The following is a 22,448-nucleotide window of genomic DNA, read 5'->3' on the forward strand; positions in this document are numbered from 1 at the left end:
GTTCTTACAGCATTCACGGACGCCGTCCGGCTGTCATAGCCTGCCGACAATGCTAAGGTTCTGCCCTGGCTTTTGTACTTCTCCAAGGAAACCCTTATGCCGGACGCCCAGTCCCTCAACGCTGCATTCATGGTGGTCCAGAGCAATAGCCTGGACGAGCTGCGCAGCCTTGTGATCAGCATAATGCGGCGCTATCCACTGGCCCCGCTGGAAAACGAAATCGCTCTGGTGCAGAGCAACGGTATTGCCCAGTGGCTCAAATTGGCTTTGGCTGAAGATCCAGAGGACGACGATCTCGGAGGTTGCGGCATTGCGGCGGCGATTGATGTGCAACTGCCGGGCAGTTTCATGTGGCAGCTTTATCGCATGGTATTAGGCCGAGATGAGATTCCTCCCAAATCCCTGCTCGATAAGGCCCCGCTGACCTGGCGTCTCATGCGCCTCCTCCCACAGGTCATTGATCGCCCGCATTTCGAGCCATTGCAACGCTTCCTTACCCACGACGCCGACCTGCGCAAACGCTATCAATTGTCCGAACGCCTGGCGGATCTGTTCGACCAATATCAGGTGTACCGGGCCGACTGGCTTGAAGACTGGGCCGAAGGTCGGCATCAACTGCGCAACGTCAGGGGAGAAGTAAAGCCACTGCCCCCGACCAGTTGTTGGCAGGCAGAACTGTGGCGTGCGCTGCTGGATGACGTGGGCGAGCAAGGTATGGCGCAGAGTCGTGCCGGCGTTCATCAACGGTTTATCGAACGCATCAACAACCTCACCGAAGCGCCTGCGGGATTGCCATCGCGAGTGATCGTTTTCGGGATTTCTTCACTGCCAGCCCAAGTGCTTGAGGCGCTGGCCGGGCTTGCGCGTTTCAGTCAGGTCCTGCTGTGTGTACACAACCCCTGCCGGCACCACTGGGCCGATATTGTCGCCGACAAAGATCTGCTGCGGCATCAATACAAACGGCAATCGCGCAAGACTGGAATGCCCGCAGTGCTGGACCCTGAAACGCTGCATCAACACGCCCATCCACTGTTGGCTGCGTGGGGCAAACAAGGCCGGGACTACATAAACCTGCTCGACAGCTATGACGATCCCAATAGCTATCGGTCGGCTTTTCGCGATGGCCGCATAGACCTGTTCAGCGAAACTCAACCACACAATCTGCTCAATCAACTACAGGACGATATCCTGGAGTTGCGCCCACTCAACGAAACACGTGAACATTGGCCTGCTGTCGATCTGGCAAAGGACGAGTCGATCCGTTTTCACATTGCCCACAGCGCTCAACGTGAAGTTGAAATACTGCACGACCAGCTTCTCGCGCGCTTTAGTGCCAACCCGCATCTGCGTCCGCGCGATGTGATCGTGATGGTGCCTGACGTCGATAGCTACGCACCGCATATCCGCGCAGTATTTGGTCAGCTTGATCGCCATGATCCGCGATTCATACCCTTCACATTGGCCGATCAGGGGCAGCGCGGCCGCGATCCACTGCTGATCGCAGTCGAACACCTGCTCAAGCTTCCCGACAGTCGTTTCCCGGTCAGTGAAATCCTCGACCTGCTCGACGTTCCCGCACTTCGCGCGCGTTTTGGTGTGGAAGAGCGCGACCTGCCAACACTGCACCGCTGGATCGAAGGTGCGGGCGTGCGCTGGGGCATGAACGCCGAGCAACGCGCGGGCCTGGGGTTACCCGACGAACTAGAGCAAAACAGCTGGCATTTTGGTCTGCGCCGCATGCTTCTCGGTTACGCCGTCGGCAGTGCCAATGCGTGTGAAGGAATTGAACCCTACGATGAGGTCGGCGGACTCGACGCCGCACTCATCGGGCCGTTGGTGGCTCTGCTCGATGCCCTGGAACTTGCCCACCAACAGCTCACCCAACCCGCTCAACCCAAGGAGTGGGGATACCGTTTGCAGGCGCTGATGCAACTGTTCTTCAAGGCTAGTAACGAGCATGACGATTATTTGTTGACCCAACTCGAGGAACTGCGCGAAACCTGGCTGGAAACGTGTGAGGCCGTCGGTCTGACGGATGAGCTACCACTGACCGTGGTTCGTGAAGCCTGGCTCGCGGGGCTGGACCAAGGGCGATTGTCTCAGCGGTTTCTGGCTGGCGCCGTGAACTTCTGTACGCTGATGCCCATGCGTGCCATTCCGTTCAAACTGGTCTGCCTGCTGGGAATGAACGACGGCGACTATCCACGGGCGCAGCCGCCGCTGGACTTCGACCTCATGGGCAGCGACTACCGTCCGGGAGATCGTTCGCGGCGTGAAGATGACCGCTATCTTTTGCTCGAAGCACTTTTGTCAGCGCGCAATCAGCTGTACATCAGTTGGGTCGGCCGCAGCATTCGCGACAACAGTGAACGACCGGCTTCCGTGTTGATCGGCCAGTTGCGCGATCACCTCGCCAGCGGTTGGCGATTGCTCGACGAAAGCGGTGATCTGTTAAGTGCCATGACGCAAGAGCATCCGCTGCAACCGTTCAGTGCGCGCTATTTTCATGACGGCGATCAACTCTTCAGCTATGCCAGCGAATGGCAGGTTCTGCATCAACAGCATGAGCCTCAAAACGAAACTCAGCTACTTACCCCTTATGTGCAGGAGGAGCCGTTGAGCCTGGCTTTGTTGCAGGATTTTTTACGCAATCCGGTTCGGCATTTTTTCACCCAGCGCCTCAAGGTGTATTTCGAGGCTGCCGAAGCACCGCTGGCTGACGAAGAACCCTTCGTATTGGACGCATTGCAGCGCTATACGCTCAGCGACAGCCTGCTCGAAGCCGCTCTCAGGCAGCCGGACAATGTCGATCAGGCTTTGACTGCCCAGGCCCGCCGTCTGCAGAACAGCGGTCTGCTGCCAATGGCCGGGTTCGGCGAGTGCCTGCAACGAGAGCTGATCGAACCTTTGCCGGATTTGCTGCAGCGTTATCAACAATTGCTGACACTCTGGCCGACCCCTCTGAACAGTGCGATGCCGATCAATCTAGAGTTGCAGGGTTTGCGTCTTGAAGGCTGGCTTGCCGGTTTGCACCAGCGCACCGACGGTGGCCTGTTGTCGGTCACGACCATTCCCAACAACATTGGCTCGATCAAAAGCCGCAAATGGCATCGCCTGACCAAGCCTTGGATCAATCATCTGGTGGCCTGCGCCAGTGGACTTTCGCTGACGACAGCATTGGTCGCCAGCGACGATACCTTGCTGCTTGAACCCATGGAGCCAGCACGGGCGATACGTTTTCTTGGCGACTTGCTCCTCGCCTGGCAGGCAGGCATGCGACAGCCACTGCCAATCGCGGTAAAAACCGCTTTTGCGTGGCTTTCCCAGACCGACCCTCTGAAGGCCGAAGCCGTGGCACGTAAAGCGTATGAAGGTGACGGGCAGACCAGCGAAGGTGAGCGCCGCGAGAGCCCGGCGTTGTCCCGGCAATACGCCGACTTCGATGCATTGCTGGAGGACGAAACATTCTCCGGTTGGTGCGACGCGTTGTATCGCCCTCTGTTTGAAGCGCCTTGGCGTTCGCTGTCCACCGAAGGGACTCGCGCATGAGTACAAAGACACCCCTGGCACTGGCCTTTCCCCTACAGGGCAGCCAGTTGATCGAAGCCAGTGCCGGTACCGGTAAAACCTTTACCATCTCGGCTTTGTATCTGCGGCTTATCCTCGGGCATGGTGATGAGGCGAGTGGATTCGGCCGCGAATTGCTGCCACCACAGATTCTCGTGGTGACCTTCACCGATGCCGCGACCAAGGAGCTGCGTGAGCGCATACGTACGCGTTTGGCCGAGGCAGCTCGATTCTTTCGTGACGAAACGGCTGCGCCCGATGCATTGATCGCCGAATTGCGTGACCAATTCGACACCCAACAATGGCCCGGTTGTGCCAACCGCCTCGATGTCGCCGCGCAGTGGATGGACGAGGCCGCCGTCTCAACCATCCACAGTTGGTGTCAGCGCATGTTGCGTGAGCATGCGTTCGACAGCGGCAGCTTGTTCACCCAATCCCTGGAAACCGATCACAGCGACTTGCTCGGCGAAGTGCTGCGCGATTACTGGCGACTGTTCTGTTACCCGATGCAGGGCGATGCCTTGAATTGGGTTCGCAGCAATTGGGGGGGGCCGGCGGCGTTATTGCCTCGCGTGCGCGGGCTGTTCGCCAGTGAGCGTGACAGCGACGAGGGCAAGGCGCCTGCGGAGCTTATAGATGAGTGTCTGCAAGAACGCCGCGTGGCGTTGATCGAACTGAAAATGCCCTGGCGCCAGTGGGCAGACGAATTGCTCGCCATTTGCCAGCAAGGCGTCGCGAGCAAAACCGTCGACGGGCGCAAGATGCAGGCGCGTTACTTTGAGCCGTGGTTCGAAAAGCTCAAGGCATGGGCCGAAGACGAGACCTTGGAGCAACTGGATATCGGTACTGGTTTCACTCGACTGACCCCCGACGGGATGGCGGAAGCGTGGAAAGGCCAGGCTCCAGGTCACCCGGGTCTGGATGCCATGTCAAAGCTCAAGTCGAGCCTCGATGCATTGCCGACCCCCGATGCCGCTGTGTTGCAACATGCTGCCAAATGGGTCGGCGCACGCTTTGAAGAAGAGAAGCGGCGTCGCGCCGAGATGGGCTTTGACGACATGTTGTTGCGCCTTGATGCCGCTCTGCAATCCGACGGAGGCGAACGTCTTGCGACGTTGATTCGCGAGCAGTTCCCGGTCGCACTGATCGACGAATTCCAGGATACCGATCCGGTGCAGTATCGAATCTTCGAAAGCATCTATCGCATCGAAGACAACAGTCCCGAGACCGGCCTGTTCCTGATCGGTGACCCGAAGCAGGCGATCTACGCTTTCCGCGGTGCAGACATCTACACCTACCTGCGCGCGCGTCAGGCCACCACTGGCCGATTGCATACACTGGGCACCAACTTCCGCTCCAGCCATGGCATGGTCAACGCGGTCAATCATGTATTCGAGCGCGCCGAGTCCCGAGAGCAGGGACGCGGCGCGTTTTTGTTCCGCGAGAAAAACGGCGACAACCCTGTGCCGTTCCTCCCCGTCGAATCTCAAGGTCGCAAGGAACAGCTGCAAGTTGCCGGGCAAGCTGTTGCGGCGTTGAATGTCTGGCACTTGTCCAGCGACCAGCCACTGTCCGGCGTGGTCTATCGCCAGCAATTGGCAGCAGCGTGCGCCAGCGAAATCACCGCGCTGCTCAATGGCGGACAAAGCGCTGACGCGGGGTTTGTTCAGGACGGCAAAGACTTCAGAGGTCTGAGGCCGTCCGACATTGCGATTCTCGTGCGCGACGGCAAAGAAGCCCAGGCCGTTCGCGCTGAACTCGCCGCCCGAGGTGTGCGCAGCGTTTATCTGTCGGACAAGGATTCGGTATTCGCGGCTCAAGAAGCTCACGATCTGCTGTCCTGGCTCAAGGCCTGTGCCGAGCCGGATGTCGAGCGCTCCCTGAAAGCCGCATTGGCCTGTATCACCCTGAACCTGCCATTGGCCGAGCTGGAACGTCTGAACCAGGACGAACTGGTCTGGGAAACCCGGGTCATGCAGTTCCGTGGCTATCGCGAGCTATGGCGCAAGCAAGGTGTGCTGCCGATGTTGCGCCGCCTGCTGCACGACTTCCACCTGCCGCAAACCTTGATGAAACGCACCGATGGCGAGCGTGTACTGACCAACCTTTTGCACTTGTCGGAGTTGATGCAGCAAGCGGCTGCGGAACTGGACGGTGAACAAGCGCTGATTCGCCATCTGGCCGAATTGTTGGCAGTGTCCGGCCAGGCCGGCGAAGAGCAGATTCTGCGTCTGGAAAGTGATGAGCAGCTGGTCAAGGTCGTGACCATCCACAAGTCCAAAGGCCTGGAGTATCCATTGGTGTTCTTGCCGTTCATTTGCTCGGCAAAACCCGTGGATGGCAGTCGCTTGCCACTGCATTATCACGACGCCGAGGGCAGGGCTCAGGTGAGCCTGAAACCAACTGCCGAGTTGGTAGCGCAAGCGGACGATGAGCGTCTGGCCGAAGACTTGCGCTTGCTCTACGTTGCGTTGACTCGCGCACAACATGCCTGCTGGTTAGGCGTGACGGATCTCAAACGGGGCAATAACAACAGCTCGGTGCTGCACCTGTCGGCGCTGGGTTATCTGCTTGGTGGTGGCGCATCGCTTGGCGAGTCCAGCGAACTGAAACGCTGGCTGCAAGACCTGCAACAGGATTGCCCGGCTATCCATATCGATGAAATGCCCCAACCCACCGACGAGCATTACCAGCCCCCGCGCAACGATGCCGTGCTGAGTGCGACACTGCTGCCCAAGCGCAAAGCCAGCGAAAACTGGTGGATCGCCTCCTACAGCGCTCTGCGCATCAGCGATGTGTTGAGTATCGGCAGCGATGAAGCACCGGACAGCCCGCAAGCGCAAAAGCTGTTTGATGACGAACGCCTTGATCCCGACGCGCCGCGCGACATCATTGCCGGCGGTGCCGATATCCACCGCTTCCCGCGCGGTCCCAATCCGGGAACGTTTCTTCACGGATTGCTGGAATGGGCCGGTGACGACGGCTTCGCCGTTTCCCGCGAAGCGCTGGAAGATGCGATTGCCCGGCGCTGCAATTTGCGCGGCTGGGAGGGCTGGATCAATACTCTGAGTGACTGGCTGCAACATTTACTGCAGTCGCCATTGCCGATTGCAGGTGGGCAGCCGCCAGTTGTTCTGGAGCAACTGAAGCAGTATCGGGTCGAGATGGAATTCTGGTTCGCCAGCCATAAGGTCGATGTAGTCAAACTCGACGAACTGGTGCGGCAGCACACTCACAGGGGCGTGGCCCGTGTGGCGGCAGAACCGGTGCAACTCAACGGCATGTTCAAAGGTTTTATCGACCTGACCTTCGAACACAATGGCCGTTACTACGTGGCCGACTACAAATCCAACTGGCTCGGCGTGGACGACCTGGCCTACACCGAGCAGGCCATGGAACAGTCGATCCTCGACAACCGTTATGACCTGCAATACGTGCTGTACCTGTTGGCGTTGCATCGCCAGCTCAAGGCACGACTGCCTGATTACGATTACGACCGGCATGTCGGCGGCGCGTTGTATCTGTTCCTGCGTGGCACACGTGCTGACAGTCGCGGGGTGTATTTCGCCCGGCCGCCACGTGAGCTGATCGAACGTCTCGACCGAATGTTTCAAGGGAAACCTGAACCCAAGACCGAGCCCGCCTGGGAACAGGGAGTCCTGCTATGAGCCGCACCTTTGCCGATCTGCTCCCCACGCCGCTGGCAGCCGACAGCCTGTCGAGGCTTTCGCCGCTGACCAGCGCCGATGATCTGTTGATCTTGCTCACTCGTTGGGTCGAGCGTGGCTGGCTGCGTGCGCTGGACAAAGCATTCGTCGCGTTCCTTCACGAACTCGAGCGCGATACGGATCCGCTGGTGCTGCTCGCTGCCGCCCTGACCAGTCATCAACTTGGCCACGGTCATGTCTGTCTCGATCTGTATGAAACCCTGAAAGCTCCTGACTTCGCGCTGTCGCTGCCCCCCGAAGGAGACGTGCAAGGTGGTGTGTTGCTGCTGCCTTCGCAATTGCTCGAGGCGCTCGATGGCGCTCACTGGTGCAAGGTTCTGGCGAGCAGCTCCCTGGTCGCACTGGCGGCGGACACCCGTGATAGCGCAGAGCAACGCCCGCTGGTGCTGTCGGGCAAACGCCTGTATCTGCGACGCTACTGGACCTACGAACGGCGCATCGACACGGCGTTGCGCGAGCGTCTGCAACAAGTCGAGCCGACTCCGGACGATCTGCCGCAGCGGTTGAATGAGTTGTTCGGATCAGCGAGAACCGGTGAGGTGATCGACTGGCAGAAACTCGCCTGTGCCATCGCGACCCGTGGCGCCTTCAGCATCGTCACCGGCGGCCCGGGCACTGGCAAGACCACCACAGTGGTGCGGTTGCTGGCTCTGCTGCAAGCGCCGGCAGTCGCCACCGGTCATCCGCTGCGGATTCGTCTGGCGGCACCGACGGGAAAGGCTGCGGCGCGGCTGACCGAGTCCATCAGCCAACAAGTGCAGTCGCTGAAAGTCAGCGAAGAGGTGCGGGCGAAGATCCCTTGCGACGTCACCACCGTGCACCGTCTGCTGGGCAGTCGTCCCGGCACCCGGCACTTTCGGCATCATGCAGGCAATCGCCTGCCACTGGATGTGCTGGTGGTCGACGAAGCTTCGATGATCGACCTGGAAATGATGGCCAATCTGCTCGATGCCTTGCCAGCCCATGCACGACTGGTGTTGCTCGGTGACAAGGATCAATTGGCTTCTGTTGAGGCCGGCGCAGTGCTAGGCGATTTGTGCCGGGATGCCGAGGGTGGCTGGTACAACCCGCAGACCCGAAAGTGGCTGGAATCGGTCAGCGGTGAGTCGCTGCAGGACAGTGGCTTGCATGAAGACGTCGAGGGTGCTCACCCGCTGGCCCAGCAAGTGGTCATGCTGCGTCACTCCCGGCGTTTCGGCGAGGGCAGCGGGATCGGTCAGCTCGCGCGTCGGGTCAATCAGCAGCTGCCGGATGAAGCGCGTCAGTTGCTCGCGGCCGGGCACTATGACGATGTGTATTCGTTGCCGCTCAAGGGCGAACAGGATCATAAACTGGAGCGCCTGTTGCTGGAGGGGCACGGCGACGGCCCGCAGGGTTACCGCCATTATCTGAGTGTTCTGCGTGATCAGCGTCCACCGTCGGGCAGACCCCTCGAACATCCGGACTGGATTATTTGGGCCCGCGAAGTCTTGCAGGCGTTCGATACATTTCAGCTGTTGTGTGCAGTGCGCAAAGGGCCATGGGGCGTTGAAGGTCTGAATCAACGGATCACCGCCGCGCTGCTGAAGGCCCGTCTGATCGAAAGCGATCAGCAATGGTACGAAGGTCGGCCAGTCCTGATGACTCGCAACGATTACGGTCTGGGCTTGATGAACGGCGACATCGGGATCGCCCTCAAGCTGCCCGAGCGCGAAGGACCCGACGCGGGCAAACCGGTGTTACGCGTGGCGTTCCCGCGCAACGATGGCCAGGGCGGCGTGCGTTTCGTATTGCCCAGCCGGCTCAATGACGTCGAAACCGTCTACGCCATGACGGTGCACAAGTCTCAGGGCTCGGAGTTTGCCCACACCGCGCTGATCCTGCCCGACGCCTTGAACCCGGTGCTGACCAAAGAATTGATCTACACCGGCATCACCCGGGCCAAGCATTGGTTCACCCTGATTGAATCCCGGCCGGGGGTATTTGAGGAAGCGGTGCAGCGAAAGGTCAAACGCCTGAGCGGGCTGATGCTGGAACTGGAGGAAGGGGGCGTGCCCGCGAGGTGAGAATCCCGACGATGGGTGGCGATTACTGACCAACCGGTCAGTGGTCACTGTCTCGCTGGTGTTTCACTGCTGTGCTATCGTTGCGGCATCATTTCGCTACGATCCAAGAGAATCCCTGCATGAAGGTGTCTGTCTGGGCGACAGGGCGCGTAGTTGTCTGCAAGCACGCGTTGCTTGTCGGTCTGCTCTGGTTGTTGACGGGGGCGGCTGTCGCACAGTCGCAAGCGCCGACGGGCATGGCCGAACAACGGGCCAAATCTGTCACTCAGGTCGTTCTTGGCATTCTCAGCTACGCGCGCTGGCCGGTGGAGCCGGCGCAATTGCGCCTGTGCATCGTTGGCCCGACCGAATACACCGACGACTTGGTCAAAGGCACCACGCAAGCCACTGGCCGGCCGGTCACCGTACGTCGCCTGCTGGCCGACAACCCGGCCATCGTCAGCGAATGCGATGCGGTGTACATCGGCAAACTTACGGCGGATGAACGCACTCGCTTGTTCGCTTCGCTGATTGGTCATCCAGTACTGAGTATCAGCGAAGGTGGCGATCAATGCACGGTCGGTAGCCTGTTCTGTCTGCGCGTTGGCGATGAGCAAGTGTCCTTCGAGGTCAATCTCGACTCCGTTGCCCGCAGCGGCGTGCGCATTCACCCCAGCGTGCTGCAGCTGTCGCGTCGCAAACCGGCGGCACCATGAACCTGTTCAGATCGAATAGCCGCCCAACGCTGGGTTCGGTCATTGGCCGAGGGCATTTGACGGTCGCACTGGTGGGCGTGGCGATGGCCAGTGTTTCGCTGACGTTGCTCGGCGTACTGGCGTTACGGGTTTATGCCGATCACAACCTGCATTTGATCGCCCGTTCGATCAGCTACACCGTGGAAGCCGCAGTAGTGTTCAACGACAAGACGGCCGCCAACGAATCGCTGGCGCTGATTGCTTCTGCCGAAGAGGTCGCTGATGCCCAGGTCCTGGACAGCCAGGGACAACTGCTCGCGCATTGGCAACGTCCGGAAAACGGTTTGTTTTCTGAGCTGGAAATGCAGATCACCCGCGCCGTCCTGGAAAAACCCATCAGCCTGCCGATCGAGCATCAGGACCGTGAAATCGGTCGTGTACTGCTCACCGGTCATGGCGGCAGCCTGATGCGTTTTCTGCTCAGCGGTCTGGCAGGAATCATCCTCTGTACCGCGATCAGCGCCTGGGTCGCGCTCTACCTGGCGCGGCGCCAGTTACGCGGAATCACCGGCCCCTTGCGCAGCTTGGCCGCCGTGGCCCACGCCGCACGCAGCGAACGAGCGCTGGACCGCCGTGTACCACCGGCGCAGATCGCTGAGCTGGACAACCTCGGCAATGACTTCAACGCCTTGCTCGACGAACTGGAGTCGTGGCAAACCCATCTGCAAAACGAAAACGAAACCCTCGCTCACCAGGCCAGTCACGACAGCCTGACCGGTCTGCCAAACCGAGCGTTTTTCGAAGGACGCTTGATCCGCGCGTTGCGCAATGCCAGCAAACACGATGAGCGCGTTGCCGTGTTGTTTCTCGACAGCGACCGCTTCAAAGGCATCAATGACAACTTCGGCCACGCGGCCGGTGATGCGGTGCTGGTGGCGGTGGCCAATCGCGTTCGTGCGCAGTTGCGCGAAGAAGATCTGGTGGCGCGGCTGGGTGGCGACGAGTTCGCCGTGCTGCTCACGCCGCTGCACAAGGTCGAAGATGCCGAGCGTATTGCCGACAAGATCCTCGCCAGCATGGACATGCCCATCGCGCTGCCGGGCGACACCAGTGTGGTGACCTCGCTCAGTATCGGCATTGCGGTTTTTCCCGATCATGGCGCTACGCCCGGGGCCTTGCTCGATGCTGCCGATGCGGCGATGTATCAAGCCAAGCGCCTGTCGCGCGGCGCCCAATTCACGGCCGGGGCGGAGCACCCGGTCGATTCCGTTCAAACCAGGAGCTGACTCTCGTGTTCACACTGTCCATTCGATCTTTTTACGCCGTGTTGTTGATGGCCGTTCTGGCCCTGACTGGTTGCCAGACTGCGCCACAAAAAGGCCTGAGCCCGGCGCAAGTCGCGGTCCTCAAGCAACAGGGCTTTGAGCTGACCGACGAGGGCTGGGAGTTTGGCCTGTCCGGCAAAGTGCTGTTTGGCAGCGACGTCGAAAGCCTGAATACGCAAAGCACCGAGATCGTCGAACGCATCGGCAAGGCATTGCTGGGTGTCGGCATCGAGCGCGTGCGCGTCGATGGTCATACCGACGCATCAGGCAAGGAAACCTACAACCAGCAACTGTCGCTGCGCCGTGCCAAGAGTGTCGCCAGCGTGCTGGGCACGGTCGGCATGAAACAAGAGAACATCCAGTTGCAGGGCTTGGGCAGCAAAGAGCCGGTAGCGTCCAATGATACGGCGGCCGGTCGCACGGAAAATCGCCGGGTCTCGATTGTGGTCAGCGCCGACTAGTCGGCGAACTGCATTTCGCGCGTCTTGCCCATCAACAGATCCTGATTTCGCTCAGTCACCTCACGGATGTAGTCCCACAACAGGGTGATCCGTTTCAGCTTGCGCAGATCCTCCCGGCAGTACATCCAGAACTGCCGGGTGATGTCGATTTCCTCCGGCAGTACCGGCAGCAGGCGCGGATCCTGAGCGGCGAGGAAGCACGGCAGAATCGCTAGAGAACGCCCTTGCTGCGCGGCGACAAACTGTGCGATCACGCTGGTGCTGCGCAAGTTGGCGCTGGCACCGGGCAGCACATTCGCCAGGTAGAGCAGCTCCGAGCTGAACGCCAGGTCATCCACATAACTGATGAATTGATGCTTGCCCAAGTCTGCCGGGCGGCGGATCGGTGGGTGTTGGTCCAGATAGTCCTGGGTCGCGTAGAGCTGCAAACGGTAGTCGCAGAGTTTGCAGCACACGTACGGCCCATGCTCAGGGCGTTCCAGAGCAATGACGATATCGGCCTCGCGCTTGGACAGGCTGATGAAGTGCGGCAGCGGCAGGATGTCCACCGAGATGGCCGGATAGGCGTCGACGAAATGGCTCAGCTGCGGGGTGATGAAAAAGCTGCCGAAACCTTCGGTGCAGCCCATGCGCACATGTCCAGAGAGTGCCACACCGGAGCCGGAGACTTGCTCGCAGGCCATGTGCAATGTGCTTTCGATCGACTCGGCATAACCGAGCAAACGCTGGCCTTCGGTGGTCAGGACGAAGCCGCTGGTTCGCGACTTCTCGAACAGCAAAGTGCCCAATGCCGCTTCCAGCGAACTGATCCGCCGCGACACGGTGGTGTAGTCGACAGCCAGCCGTTTGGCGGCGGTACTGGCCTTGCGGGTGCGGGCGACTTCGAGGAAAAACTTGAGGTCGTCCCAGTTCAGCGAGCCTAGCGAGGTGATGTTTTTTTGCATGATGGACGGGCTTATATGTGCGTTCTTATTAGAAGTTTGCACATCTATACTCCAAAAACAGTCCGACAACCAATTCGTGACACACGCCTCATCTCAAGGCGAACCTTTCGCCTTGGCTCCTACGATAAAAACAAGTTTCGGAGACCAGCATGAACGCATCGCTTACGCCCAACGAAACCACGGTCCAGAAGGTCAAGCTGCTGATCAATGGCGAATGGGTCGAGTCGCAGACCACCGAGTGGCACGACATCGTCAACCCGGCGACCCAGCAAGTGCTGGCCAAAGTGCCGTTTGCCACTGCCGCAGAAGTGGATGCCGCCGTCAGCGCTGCACAGCGCGCCTTCCAGACCTGGAAACTGACCCCGATCGGCGCGCGGATGCGCATCATGCTCAAGCTGCAAGCGCTGATTCGCGAACACTCCAAACGCATTGCCGTGGTGCTCAGCGCCGAGCAGGGCAAAACCATTGCCGACGCCGAGGGCGATATTTTCCGTGGCCTGGAAGTGGTCGAGCACGCTTGCTCGATCGGCAGCCTGCAAATGGGCGAGTTCGCCGAGAACGTCGCCGGCGGTGTCGATACCTACACCCTGCGCCAGCCAATCGGCGTGTGCGCCGGCATCACGCCGTTCAACTTCCCGGCGATGATTCCGCTGTGGATGTTCCCGATGGCCATCGCTTGCGGCAACACCTTCGTCTTGAAGCCGTCCGAACAGGATCCGCTGTCGACCATGTTGTTGGTCGAGCTGGCGATTGAGGCCGGCGTTCCGGCGGGCGTGTTGAACGTGGTTCATGGCGGTAAAGATGTGGTCGATGGCCTGTGCACGCACAAGGACATCAAAGCCGTGTCCTTCGTCGGTTCGACCGCTGTCGGTACCCACGTTTACGACTTGGCCGGCAAGCACGGCAAACGCGTGCAATCGATGATGGGCGCGAAGAACCACGCCGTGGTGCTGGCCGACGCCAATCGCGAGCAAGCGCTGAATGCGCTGGTTGGCGCCGGTTTCGGTGCGGCCGGGCAACGTTGCATGGCCACCTCGGTGGTGGTGCTGGTCGGCGCGGCGAAACAATGGTTGCCGGATCTGAAAGCGCTGGCGCAGAAACTCACCGTCAACGCCGGCAGCGAGCCGGGCACCGATGTCGGTCCGGTGATCTCGAAAAAAGCCAAAGCGCGGATTCTCGACCTGATCGAAAGCGGCATCAAAGAAGGCGCCAAGCTGGAACTGGACGGTCGCGACATCAAGGTGCCGGGCTACGAGCAAGGCAACTTTGTCGGTCCGACCCTGTTCTCGGGCGTGACCACCGACATGCAGATCTACACCCAGGAAATCTTCGGCCCGGTGCTGGTGGTGCTGGAAGTCGACACCCTCGATCAGGCGATTGCGCTGGTCAACGCCAACCCGTTCGGCAATGGCACGGGTCTGTTCACCCAGAGCGGTGCGGCGGCGCGTAAATTCCAGACCGAAATCGACGTCGGTCAGGTCGGTATCAACATCCCGATTCCAGTGCCGGTGCCGTTCTTCAGCTTCACCGGTTCGCGCGGTTCGAAACTCGGCGACCTCGGCCCGTACGGCAAGCAAGTGGTGCAGTTCTACACGCAGACCAAAACGGTCACGGCGCGCTGGTTCGATGACGACAGCGTCAACGACGGCGTGAACACCACTATCAACCTGCGCTGAGGAACTGCCATGAAAATCGCATTTATCGGTCTGGGTAACATGGGCGCGCCAATGGCGCGCAACCTGATCAAGGCCGGCCATTCGCTGAGTCTGGTCGACCTGAACAAAACCGTGCTGGCGGAGCTGGAGCAACTGGGCGGCAGCATTCGTGCTTCGGCGCGTGAGGCTGCCGAGGATGCCGAACTGGTGATCACCATGCTGCCGGCCGCTGTGCATGTGCGCAGCGTCTGGCTCGGTGAGGACGGTGTGTTGGCTGGTATTCGCCAAGGTGTGCCGGCAGTGGATTGCAGCACCATTGATCCGCAGACGGCCCGCGATGTGGCAGCGGCTGCGGCGAAACAAGGCGTAGCCATGGCCGATGCGCCGGTGTCCGGTGGCACTGGCGGTGCAACGGCGGGGACGCTGACCTTCATGGTCGGCGCCACTCCGGAACTGTTCGCCACCCTGCAACCGGTGCTGGCGCAAATGGGCCGCAACATTGTGCATTGCGGTGAAGTCGGCACCGGGCAGATCGCCAAGATCTGCAACAACCTGCTGCTGGCCATCTCGATGGTTGGCGTCAGCGAGGCGATGGCGCTGGGCGATGCACTGGGCATCGACACGACTGTGCTGGCCGGGATTATCAACAGTTCAACCGGGCGCTGCTGGAGTTCGGAGATGTACAACCCGTGGCCGGGCATCGTCGAAACGGCACCGGCCTCGCGTGGTTATACCGGTGGGTTCGGTGCGGAACTGATGCTCAAGGATCTGGGGTTGGCGACCGAAGCGGCGCGTCAGGCGCACCAACCGGTGGTGCTCGGCGCGGTGGCGCAGCAGTTGTATCAGGCGATGAGTCAGCGCGGGGACGGCGGGAAGGATTTCTCGGCGATAATCAACAGCTATCGCAAGCCTGCAATAGAAGGACAGCGCTGAACAAACTGTGGGAGCTAGCCTGCTAGCGATGGCTGAGTGTCAGGCAACTCATTTTTGCCAGATTGATCGCAATCGCTAGCAGGCTAGCTCCCACAGGGATTTGAGTGAATCTGGGACATTTGCCGGGAAATCACGTCGGGTGATCTCCCGGCTTTTTTGCATCAGGCAAACACGAAATATTTGCGCACGGTCTCGACCACTTCCCACGTGCCTTTCATGCCCGGTTCAACCACAAAGATATCGCCAGCACGCAGGTGAATCGGCGCCATGCCGTCCGGGGTGATCACGCAGTAGCCTTCCTGGAAATGGCAGTACTCCCACTTCACATAATCAACGCGCCACTTGCCTGGTGTGCAGATCCACGTGCCCATGATCTTGCTGCCGTCTTCGCTGGTGTAGGCATTGAGGTTGACGGTGTGCGGGTCGCCTTCGAGTTTTTCCCATTTGCAGGCGTCGAGTATCGGCAGCGGGTGGGTGTCGCGCAGAACAGTGATAGGGGCGGTCGCGGTCATGAGGACTCCGGGCAGTGGGCTTGAGAAATGAACTCGCACCCTATAGCGCCCGGTCAGTGCTCAGTTGTCTGGGGTCGACATCGAACTGCTCAGAAACGCGCGCAGGCTCAGAGTTTTTCCAGCGGGCATTCGGCTCGGGCCTGTTCGAGGCTGGATTCGAATACCTCCAGTTGCGCGAATTGCCGGGTGAGTTCGGCCAGGGTGTTGCTGATTTCGCGTTTCTTCGCTTCGATGGCCTGCTGCGCACGTGCCCAAGGCATTGCCTCACCCTGATGGTCGGCGAAAATCACCTGCAGTTCCTTGAGACGAAAACCCATGTCTTTGGCGCATTTGATGAACACCAGCAACTCGACGGTCTGCTGATCGTAGAGGCGGTAATTGCCCTGCCGCCGGGGCTTGGGCAGCAGGCCGATCGATTCGTAATGCCGGATGCTTTTAATGGTGGTGCCGGAGCGTTGCGCGGCTTGGCCGATGTACATAAAAGTCCTTTTTCAGTGGGAAACAGCGCGCTGCATTATCAGCAGAGTCAGTGAGCGGCGATAGCCTGTGCCTGCCGTAGCCAGGCTTTTCGCTGGTGGTCACTTGAGCCAAGAACCGGGCCAAACGTCAGGGTGCGCAACGGTTTGATCCCGCAGAATTCCAGCGTGGTCTTGCGTACCTGATGCAGACCGGGCATGCGATAAAACCAGCGGTAGTACCAGGGCGGCGTGTCCATGGTCACCAGTAAATGCGCGGTGCGCCCCTTCAGCAGCTTATCGGGGAAGGCTTTGCCTTTACGGTATTTGAAGGCGAAACCGGGCAGGAACACTCGGTCAAAAAAGCCTTTGAGCAACGCCGGAATCCCACCCCACCAGATTGGGTAAACCAGCGTCAGGTGTTCGGCCCAAAGGATGTCGGACTGCGCCACGCTCAAGGCCTCTTCCAGCGCCTGGATCTGTCGATAACCTTCGCGCAGCACCGGGTCAAAATCCAGTTCGCCGAGGCGCAACTGACGAACTTCGTGGCCGGCGTCGATCGCTGACTGGACGTAACGCTCGGCCAGTGCGGCGCAGAAACTCGTGCCGGATGGATGGCCGAGAATCAGCAGAATGCGTTTGCCCATGTCGTTGTCCGTGCTGAAGAAAAGCCAAGGATGAAGTCTGCCCCTTAGGGGAGAGTCAAGGCGTGCAGCAGGGCTTTGGCGTAACCGGGCAGGGCGGTGAAATCCTTGGCGCACAGCATCAACGTGCGGCGCGCCCAGGGTTCGTTCAATGTCACGCTGTTGAATGAGCGCTGCCCCGCGCGTTCGACGGCGGCCAGCGGCACGATGGCCAGCCCGGCGCCACGGCCGACCATGCGCATTACCCCATCGAAACCGTCGGCACGGATACGCACCTGCATTCGCGCGCCGCTGTGCAGGGCTTGTTCCTCCAGGTAAATCGCCAGAGCGCTGTCGGCGCTGAGTCCTACGAAGTCATGGTGCAAAGCGTCGCTGAAACTGACCTCAGTGGCGTCAGACAATGGGTGGTCGAGAGGCAGAATCAGCACCAGCGGATCGTCGCGAAATGGCTGGGTCTGCAGGTCGCTGGTGTCCACTGCGTCGGACACAATCCCTAAATCCGCCGCACCCTGACGCAGGGCGTGGGTGATGCGCGCGCTGGGCAGTTCCTGCAAGTCGATGTCGAGATTGGGATGATCGCGCAGGAAGTCCGCGAGTACTTCCGGCAGGTATTCGGTGATCGCGGTCGTGTTGCACAGCAAGCGCACCTGACCTTTGACGCCTTGGGCATAGTCGGCCAGATCCTGCTGCAGGCGTTCGGCTTGTTGCAGAAGGGTGCGCGCATGCTGGGCGAGGGCTTTGCCGGCCGGTGTCGGCGTGACGCCACGGCGGCCGCGCTCGAGAAAATCGGTGCCGAGTGAGGCTTCCATGGCACGGATCCTGGCGCTGGCGGCGGCCAGGGATAAATGGCTGCGGGCGGCGCCGGCGGTGATGTTGCCGGTGTCGAGGATGTGCAGGTAGAGGCGCAGGTCGGTGAGGTCGAAGTGCATGATTGGCAGCCTCTGGTTTTTGTGGTGTCTGGGCTGGCCCCATCGCTGGCAAGCCAGCTCCCACAGGTTTCAGTGTTGATCTCAAAATGTGTGAACAACAAAAATACTGTGGGAGCTGGCTTGCCAGCGATGAGGCCAACAGCTTCAAAAAAATATCAGCCTCTTGTCCATTGAGAGGCACCCTCAGTATATGGCAGATTTTCAGCCAACCCCGACTGGCGCACAGTAGCGCCATGCACACACTCACAGATTTCTACCAACACCTCGGCCTAGCCCTGTCCCTGCTGGTCATCGTGACGTTCATGCTCGCCGGCCTGATCAAAGGCGTGATCGGCCTCGGCCTGCCCACCGTCGCCATGGGCTTGCTCGGTCTGGCTATGGCGCCGTCGCAGGCAGCCGCATTGCTGATCATCCCGGCAACCCTGACCAATGTCTGGCAACTGGCATTCGGCGGGTACTTGAAAGGATTGATCAAACACCTCTGGCCAATGCTGCTGATGATCTTCCTCGGCACCGGAATCGGCACCTTGTGGATCGGCATGGCTGGCGGGCATTGGGTGGTGCGCGGGCTCGGCGCGGCCCTGTTCCTCTATGCGTTGAGCGGTTTGTTTCTGCCAACGCTGAGCGTCAATCCACGCCATGAAGGTTGGCTGGGTCCGGCGTGTGGTTTGATCACCGGTGTCATCACCTCGGCCACCGGCGTCTTCGTGATTCCGGCGGTGCCGTACCTGCAAGCGCTGGGCTTGAATCGCGATCAACTGGTGCAGGCACTGGGCCTGTCATTCACCGTTTCGACGCTGGCATTGGCCGCTGGATTGCTCTGGCGTGGCGCCCTCGGTGGCGGCGAACTGAGTGCTTCGCTGCTGGCGCTGATCCCGGCCATTCTCGGTATGTTGCTGGGCCAATGGCTGCGCGAACGGATCAGCGCCGTGTTGTTCAAACGGGTGTTCTTTGTCGGTATGGGCGCGCTCGGCGCCCACTTGTTGATCAGCGGTTAGCCGAGGCTTCGCTGAGCATTTCGATCTGGCGGATATCGAAATCGCGCTCCAGATAGTCCATGCGCTGTTCAAAGAAAGCCTTCATGTGCGGCAAATTCGAATGCACGTCCAGGTGCGCCTGGGAGGCCCAGATCTCGTAGAAGATAAACAGCGTCGGATCTTCCTTATCACGCAGCATGTGGTACTCGATGCAACCTGGCTCGGCGCGGCTCGGTTCGACGTAGGCGCGAAACAGCGCTTCGAAAGCCTCGGCTTGTTCCGGGCGGGTCTTGGCGTGCAGGACAAAACCCAAGCGTTCACTCATCACAACGACTCCTCACATTCAGAATGCCGCGGATGTTATTGCAACAATCGGCGATTGATTCGTGCTTTTTGATCAAATGTATTTTGCGCAATCAGGCCTTATTCCGCGCGAGGCGGATCGTTAATCTGCCGCCATTCCAGTTTCCCTTCTCCATCCAGCCCAATGGCTGCGCCGAGGCTTTCTCATGAAAAAAGTGCTGTTGCTCAATGGCGGTAAAAAATTCGCTCACTCCGACGGTCGCTACAACACCACCCTGCACGAAGCTGCACTGAGCGTGCTGGATCGCGGCGGTGTCGACGTTAAAACCACCTTCATCGACGAGGGCTACGACGCTGCCGAAGAGGTGGCGAAATTTCTCTGGGCCGACGTGATCATTTATCAGATGCCAGGCTGGTGGATGGGCGCACCCTGGACGGTGAAAAAGTACCTCGACGAAGTCTTCACCGAAGGCCACGGCAGCCTCTACGCCAGCGATGGCCGCACCCGTTCCGACGCGTCGCAGAAGTACGGCAGTGGCGGTCTGATTCAGGGCAAGCAATACATGCTGTCGCTGACCTGGAACGCACCGCAGCAAGCCTTCGATGACCCGACTGATTTCTTTGAAGCCAAAGGCGTGGATGCGGTGTACTTCCCGTTTCACAAGGCCAATGAGTTTCTGGGCATGACCGGTTTGCCGACGTTCCTCTGTGTCGACGTGATGAAACGCCCGAACATCGAGGCTGATGTGGCGCGCTATGAACAGCATCTGACCGAGGTGTTTGGTCTCAAGGCCTGAATGGTTTCGGGCTACTATCGGTGGTAACAGCAAAAGATCGCAGCCTGCGGCAGCTCCTACAGCGCGTTGCAGTCATCTGCGATCTTGGCGATTTCAAAGAGGACACCCGTGAAAGCCAGATCCGATGAGTTGCAGATTTTCGTCTGCGTGATCGAATGCGGTTCGATTTCCGCCGCCGCCGAACAGGTCGGGCAGACGCCGTCGGCGGTCAGTCGCACGTTGTCGAAGCTGGAAGCCAAGCTCGATACCACGCTGATCAACCGCACCACGCGGCGCATGGACCTGACCGAGGAGGGCAAGTATTTCTTCGAGCAGGCCAAGCTGATTCTCGATCAAATGGATCAACTCGAAGAACGCCTGTCCTCGCGCCAGCAAACCCCGTCCGGGCGCTTGCGGATCAATGCCGCATCGCCGTTCATGCTCCACGCGGTGGTCCCGTATATCGACGAATTCCGCCGCCTCTATCCGGACATCCAGCTCGAACTCAACAGCAACGACCTGATCATTGACCTGCTGGAACAAAGCACCGACGTCGCCATCCGCATCGGCACTCTCGCCGATTCGACGCTGCACGCGCGCTCGCTCGGCTGCAGTCCGCTGCTGATCGTCGCCAGCCCGGCCTATCTGGAAAAGCACGGCGCGCCGCAGCAAGTCGCCGACCTGAGCGAACACACCTTGCTCGGCTTCACCCAGAACGAAGGCCTCAACCAATGGCCGCTGCGCTATGTCCACGGCGATCGCTGGCCGATCACCCCGGCAATCAGCGCCTCCAGCGGCGAGACCGTGCGCCACCTGGCGCTGGAAGGGCAGGGCATCGCCTGTCTGTCGCACTTCATGACCATCGACGACATCCGTGCCGGGCGCCTGAAAGTATTGCTTGGCGAATTCAACAGCGGTTATCGCCAGCCGATCAACGCCGTTTACTACCGTAACTCGCAACTGGCGTTGCGCATTCAATGCTTCCTCGATTTTATCCAGAGCAAACTCGCCGCCTACGCCAGCGCTGATTTCAAGGGCTGATTCGTGACCTCTGCGCAAGAGTGAATTGGGCGGGGGCGGGTTTTTCCCTTCGGCTCGCGGGCCGATACTCGTCCCATCACTTACTCACGCAGGGAGTTTCTCCATGAACGTATTCGTCACCGGCGCTGCCGGTTTTATCGGCGGCTCGATCGCTACCGGTCTGGTCAAGGCCGGGCACAAAGTCACAGGCCTGGTGCGCAGCGTCGAACAGGCTGAAGAACTGAAAGCGCTCGGCATGACTGCGGTCATCGGCACCCTTGATGACAAAGCCCTGCTCGCCGAACAGGCCCGCGCTGCCGATGCGGTGATCAACGCCGCCAGCAGCGATCATCGCGGCGCAGTCGAAGCGTTGCTCGATGCCTTGCGCGGTTCCAACAAAGTGTTCCTGCACACCAGCGGTTCGAGCATCGTTGGTGATGCGTCGGGCGGCAAATCCAGTGACGTCATCTACTACGAAGACAACCTGCCAGAGCCGACCGTCGACAAAGCCGCGCGTGTGGCCATCGACAACCTTATTCTCGCGGCGGCAAAGGACGGCGTGAATTCCGCCGTCATCTGCAACACGCTGATTTACGGCCACAGCCTGGGCGTCAATCGTGACAGCGTGCAATTACCGCGACTGCTCAAACAAGCACGCAAAAGCGGCGTAGTGCGCCACGTCGGCACCGGCCAGAACATCTGGTCCAACGTGCACATTGAAGACGTCGTCGCCCTGTACTTGCTGGCGCTGACCAAGAACGTCCCGGGCACTTTCTACTTCGTCGAGAGCGGCGAAGCGTCGTTTATCGACATGACCACCGCCATGGCCGAAGCCCTGAACCTGGGTCAACCACAAGACTGGCCGCTGAAAGACGCCGAAGCGGAGTGGGGCTACGAAATGGCCAACTACGGCCTAGGCTCCAACAGCCGAGTGCGCGGCAAACACGCCCGCGAACTGCTGGGTTGGGTGCCAAAGCGCACCTCGGTGGTTGAATGGATTCGTAACGAAATGGTGTGAGTTCACCCCTTCCGAGTGATCACCCCCGAAACCTGTGGGAGCTGGCTTGCCAGCGATAGCGGCCAACCATTCAACGCGCATGTTGAATCAAAAAACCGCTTCGCCAGCACGCTCGCTCCCGCAGGTTTTTTCAGGTCTACGGCTGTCCCGGAAAACCATGGCACGGCAGATCGCATTTAATTTTTAGGTCAACCTGAACCGTTTTAGCCGGAAATTTCCTATTAGGCTGTCATCCGGCTAAACAGCTCGGCGCCCCTCGCGTCGCCCTCTGGATAGCCACATCAACGGGCTGTAACGGCATGAAGCCGGTTCTGCAGCTCAATGCTTGTGGAGTTTTTATGCAAAAGGATTTTGCGATGACAGCACGCTACTGATGCCTTTTCGTAAAGGTGTATCCCGGGCCGACAGATTCACTTCGCCTTCTCGCGGTTAATGGCTGTCGACCATTGCTGCCGCACCTCCTTCAAACAGTCCCGCCTGCG

The 22,448-nt window shown here is 59.8% G+C and carries 18 protein-coding genes; 12 read left to right on the forward strand and 6 right to left on the reverse strand.

Going from position 1 to position 22,448, the window contains the following annotated elements; genetic code table 11:
- Window positions 1-96 precede the first annotated feature (96 nt).
- The 6 genes from recC to ACM6JQ_RS06600 all read left to right on the forward strand — a co-directional run bounded on the left by recC (window position 97) and on the right by ACM6JQ_RS06600 (window position 11,800).
- On the forward strand, window positions 97-3,549 hold the full coding sequence (gene recC / locus ACM6JQ_RS06575) for an exodeoxyribonuclease V subunit gamma (protein WP_414893420.1): 3,453 nt from the start codon (window positions 97-99) through the stop codon (window positions 3,547-3,549).
- The gene (recB, locus tag ACM6JQ_RS06580; protein WP_414893422.1) at window positions 3,546-7,235 is read left to right on the forward strand and encodes an exodeoxyribonuclease V subunit beta; all 3,690 of its coding nucleotides are present in this window, start codon (window positions 3,546-3,548) and stop codon (window positions 7,233-7,235) included. The genes recC and recB overlap by 4 nt, the downstream gene beginning before the upstream one ends.
- The gene (gene recD / locus ACM6JQ_RS06585; protein WP_414893423.1) at window positions 7,232-9,340 is read left to right on the forward strand and encodes an exodeoxyribonuclease V subunit alpha; all 2,109 of its coding nucleotides are present in this window, start codon (window positions 7,232-7,234) and stop codon (window positions 9,338-9,340) included. Before recB ends, recD begins: the two co-directional genes overlap by 4 nt.
- 119 nt (window positions 9,341-9,459) lie before the next feature.
- Window positions 9,460-10,035: a YfiR family protein gene (locus tag ACM6JQ_RS06590; RefSeq protein ID WP_007911622.1), complete on the forward strand. Its 576-nt coding sequence runs from the start codon at window positions 9,460-9,462 to the stop codon at window positions 10,033-10,035.
- Window positions 10,032-11,300, forward strand: coding sequence for a diguanylate cyclase domain-containing protein (locus ACM6JQ_RS06595; protein WP_123375823.1), 1,269 nt, complete (start codon window positions 10,032-10,034; stop codon window positions 11,298-11,300). The genes ACM6JQ_RS06590 and ACM6JQ_RS06595 overlap by 4 nt, the downstream gene beginning before the upstream one ends.
- A 47-nt stretch (window positions 11,301-11,347) precedes the next feature.
- Window positions 11,348-11,800 (forward strand): OmpA family protein, encoded by a 453-nt coding sequence (locus ACM6JQ_RS06600; protein ID WP_414893478.1) that lies wholly within the window; start codon window positions 11,348-11,350, stop codon window positions 11,798-11,800.
- Here ACM6JQ_RS06600 and ACM6JQ_RS06605 read toward each other — a convergent pair.
- A complete protein-coding gene (locus ACM6JQ_RS06605) occupies window positions 11,797-12,744 on the reverse strand; it encodes a LysR family transcriptional regulator (RefSeq protein ID WP_095114176.1) in 948 nt (315 codons plus the stop codon). The genes ACM6JQ_RS06600 and ACM6JQ_RS06605 overlap by 4 nt on opposite strands.
- Window positions 12,745-12,893: 149 nt before the next feature.
- Here ACM6JQ_RS06605 and ACM6JQ_RS06610 point away from each other — a divergent pair, with 149 nt between their 5' ends.
- Window positions 12,894-14,420 (forward strand): CoA-acylating methylmalonate-semialdehyde dehydrogenase, encoded by a 1,527-nt coding sequence (locus ACM6JQ_RS06610; protein ID WP_095114177.1) that lies wholly within the window; start codon window positions 12,894-12,896, stop codon window positions 14,418-14,420.
- A gap of 9 nt (window positions 14,421-14,429) precedes the next feature.
- Window positions 14,430-15,332: a 3-hydroxyisobutyrate dehydrogenase gene (mmsB, locus tag ACM6JQ_RS06615; protein ID WP_007911617.1), complete on the forward strand. Its 903-nt coding sequence runs from the start codon at window positions 14,430-14,432 to the stop codon at window positions 15,330-15,332.
- Window positions 15,333-15,493: 161 nt separating this feature from the next.
- Here the strand turns inward: mmsB and ACM6JQ_RS06620 are convergent, their stop codons facing one another.
- From ACM6JQ_RS06620 to ACM6JQ_RS06635, 4 genes are all read right to left on the reverse strand, one after another.
- Window positions 15,494-15,844 carry a cupin domain-containing protein gene (locus ACM6JQ_RS06620; protein WP_414893424.1) on the reverse strand — a complete coding sequence of 117 codons (351 nt, stop codon included), beginning with the start codon at window positions 15,842-15,844 and terminating at the stop codon, window positions 15,494-15,496.
- A 107-nt stretch (window positions 15,845-15,951) separates the two neighbouring features.
- Window positions 15,952-16,323 (reverse strand): MerR family transcriptional regulator, encoded by a 372-nt coding sequence (locus ACM6JQ_RS06625; protein WP_038357439.1) that lies wholly within the window; start codon window positions 16,321-16,323, stop codon window positions 15,952-15,954.
- Window positions 16,324-16,370: 47 nt separating this feature from the next.
- Complete coding sequence (locus tag ACM6JQ_RS06630; protein ID WP_414893425.1) at window positions 16,371-16,946, reverse strand: NAD(P)H-dependent oxidoreductase; 576 nt, start codon at window positions 16,944-16,946, stop codon at window positions 16,371-16,373.
- Window positions 16,947-16,990: 44 nt separating this feature from the next.
- Window positions 16,991-17,872: a LysR substrate-binding domain-containing protein gene (locus ACM6JQ_RS06635; RefSeq protein WP_414893426.1), complete on the reverse strand. Its 882-nt coding sequence runs from the start codon at window positions 17,870-17,872 to the stop codon at window positions 16,991-16,993.
- 233 nt (window positions 17,873-18,105) lie between these two features.
- Between ACM6JQ_RS06635 and ACM6JQ_RS06640 the strand changes: the two genes are divergently transcribed.
- A complete protein-coding gene (locus ACM6JQ_RS06640; protein ID WP_414893427.1) occupies window positions 18,106-18,870 on the forward strand; it encodes a sulfite exporter TauE/SafE family protein in 765 nt (254 codons plus the stop codon).
- On the opposite strand, the gene ACM6JQ_RS06645 is transcribed toward ACM6JQ_RS06640, so the two are convergent.
- Window positions 18,860-19,174: a putative quinol monooxygenase gene (locus tag ACM6JQ_RS06645; protein WP_414893428.1), complete on the reverse strand. Its 315-nt coding sequence runs from the start codon at window positions 19,172-19,174 to the stop codon at window positions 18,860-18,862. The genes ACM6JQ_RS06640 and ACM6JQ_RS06645 overlap by 11 nt on opposite strands.
- A 184-nt stretch (window positions 19,175-19,358) precedes the next feature.
- On the opposite strand from ACM6JQ_RS06645, the gene ACM6JQ_RS06650 reads away from it, so the two are divergent.
- The 3 genes from ACM6JQ_RS06650 to ACM6JQ_RS06660 all read left to right on the forward strand — a co-directional run bounded on the left by ACM6JQ_RS06650 (window position 19,359) and on the right by ACM6JQ_RS06660 (window position 21,966).
- Window positions 19,359-19,949: an NAD(P)H-dependent oxidoreductase gene (locus ACM6JQ_RS06650; protein WP_095114183.1), complete on the forward strand. Its 591-nt coding sequence runs from the start codon at window positions 19,359-19,361 to the stop codon at window positions 19,947-19,949.
- 108 nt (window positions 19,950-20,057) lie between these two features.
- Entirely contained in the window at window positions 20,058-20,969 is a 912-nt protein-coding gene (locus ACM6JQ_RS06655) for a LysR family transcriptional regulator (RefSeq protein WP_095114184.1), read from the forward strand.
- Between the two features lie 103 nt (window positions 20,970-21,072).
- Window positions 21,073-21,966, forward strand: a complete 894-nt coding sequence (locus tag ACM6JQ_RS06660) for an NAD-dependent epimerase/dehydratase family protein (RefSeq protein ID WP_414893429.1) — start codon at window positions 21,073-21,075, stop codon at window positions 21,964-21,966.
- The last annotated feature ends 482 nt before the right edge of the window (window positions 21,967-22,448 follow it).

The sequence above is a fragment of the Pseudomonas sp. IT-232MI5 genome, from assembly GCF_949767845.1.
Classification (GTDB): Bacteria; Pseudomonadota; Gammaproteobacteria; order Pseudomonadales; family Pseudomonadaceae; genus Aquipseudomonas.